Source organism: Nonomuraea sp. MG754425, from assembly GCF_021699195.1.
Lineage (GTDB): Bacteria > Actinomycetota > Actinomycetes > Streptosporangiales > Streptosporangiaceae > Nonomuraea.
Genome location: NZ_SSXE01000406.1, coordinates 1 through 1,787 on the forward strand (window position 1 = coordinate 1; position 1,787 = coordinate 1,787).

Here is a 1,787-nt window from a genome sequence, read left to right on the forward strand (position 1 = left end):
CGGCCACACCGATCGAGCCTCCGGACGACAACTCCGCAACCTTCCCGACAGCCCCGCCCGCCCCCCTTGAGGCGACACGGCCACGCTCATGAAGACCGCGGGGACGGCCCCGTACACTGGCACGCGTGACTCAGAAGCGCGGTCCCAGACGGCGCGATCGCCACGGTCGTGGCCTCCGCGGCCCGCTCGCCCCCTCCCACATCCCCATGGCCAAGTCCCGCAGCGAACGCTTCGACGACCTGGTGCTCGACGCGGTCGACCGGCTCAGGCCCCGCTGGGAGAAACAGCTCTCGGCGGTGGAGTTCGCGGTGGAGGACGTCCCGCCGCTGAGCGACCTCGACGACGGCCCGCGGCTCAACTCCGACCCGATCCCCTTCGGCCGCGCCGAGGCCGCCACCGGCCAGACCCCGGCGTCCGTCGTGGTGTACCGCCGGCCCCTGGAGGCCAGGGCGCGCGATCGGGAGACACTGGGCGCGATGGTCCACGACACGGTGGTGGAGCAGGTGGCCACGCTTCTGGGCCTGTCCCCGGAGACGGTCGACCCGGGCTACGACGACCGCCGCTGACCGGCGCTCAGGGCAGGACCACGTTGGCCGTGTCCGTCAGGGGCGGGAGCATCGTCCACATCCGGGCCGGTGACAGCGGCTGTGTCGTGAGCAGGTCGCCCGCTCGCTGACGCTCGGCCACCAGCCTGCTGCCGTACACCTCGCCCGACACCGGCGTGACCACCACCGCGAAGTCGCCTCTGGCCGTCAGCTTGAACGCCTTCGTCCGGCCCGCCGGGACCGTCAGCTCGTACGGCTCCTCCGCCGCCCCCTTCCCCGGCACCACCTGCACCCGCACCTTGCCCGGCTGCCGGCCGAGCGCCGTCAGCAGGAGTTGCGAGCCGGCGCCGTTGCGGGCGACGGCGCTGCCCAGGGACAACGACGGGGTTCCGGCGGTGAAGGCGACGTCGGGGTGCACCCCGGTGCCGGTGATGGCCAGGCCGGCGACGATCGGCGTCTCGGAGGTCAGCACCAGGGCGGCGGCCGAGCCGGCCACGCCCGTGGTGACGTCCAGGGCCGTCACGCTGTCGGCCGGCACCTCCAGCGTCTCCCTGCCCTTCATGGCGTACTCGGCGTCCTCGCTGACCGCGGTGATCTGGACGACGGCGTCCGTCTCGCCGGGGGCCGCCACGAGGAGCCGGCGCAGGCCGCCGCCTCCGGGGATGCCGGGGACGACCACGCGCGTGGCCGGCGGGGCGGCCGACGGGAGCCAGTCCACACCGCCCGTCTCCGGCGCCGTCCGGACCGCGACGGCGACGCGGCCGAAGATGGTGGTGACGCTCACGGCCACCACGTCGGCCGCCGGGGCGAGCGACTTCAGATCGATCTCCCGGTGCTCGCCGGGCGCGATCTCCAGGCCGAGGCCGGCGTCACTCGAGATCCGGCCCTCCGCCGCGTACACCTGGACGTCGGCCTGGGCCGGGGCCTTGTCGGCGTTCGTGAGATGGAGGCGGACGTCGGCGTCGGCCGGGCCGGGGCCGAGCAGCCAGGTCTCCGGGGCGGGCTCCGTGCAGCGCACCCCCGCCAGGCCCCGGCCCGCGCCCCTGGTGCTGCGGGTGAGGTAGCCGGCCTCCAGGCCGCCGGGGCCCTTGGTCACGTACGGCTTGCCGTTCTCCATGGTCTCGCCGTTGAGCGTGCCCGGCAGGTAGACGTTCACCTGCTCCCCCTTCGTCCCCGGGCAGACGGCGGTGACCGACTCCACGGCCACCTTCCGGGGGCCGGCCTGGGCGGGCGCGGCGGGGG

The 1,787-nt window shown here is 74.9% G+C and carries 2 protein-coding genes; one reads left to right on the forward strand and one right to left on the reverse strand.

Going from position 1 to position 1,787, the window contains the following annotated elements; all coding sequences use genetic code 11:
- Positions 1-125: 125 nt before the first annotated feature.
- Entirely contained in the window at positions 126-566 is a 441-nt protein-coding gene (locus tag FAF44_RS53045) for a metallopeptidase family protein (RefSeq protein WP_237111095.1), read from the forward strand.
- 7 nt (positions 567-573) lie between these two features.
- Here FAF44_RS53045 and FAF44_RS53050 read toward each other — a convergent pair.
- On the reverse strand, positions 574-1,787 hold a 1,214-nt coding region (locus FAF44_RS53050), incomplete at its 5' end, for a DUF5719 family protein (RefSeq protein WP_237111096.1).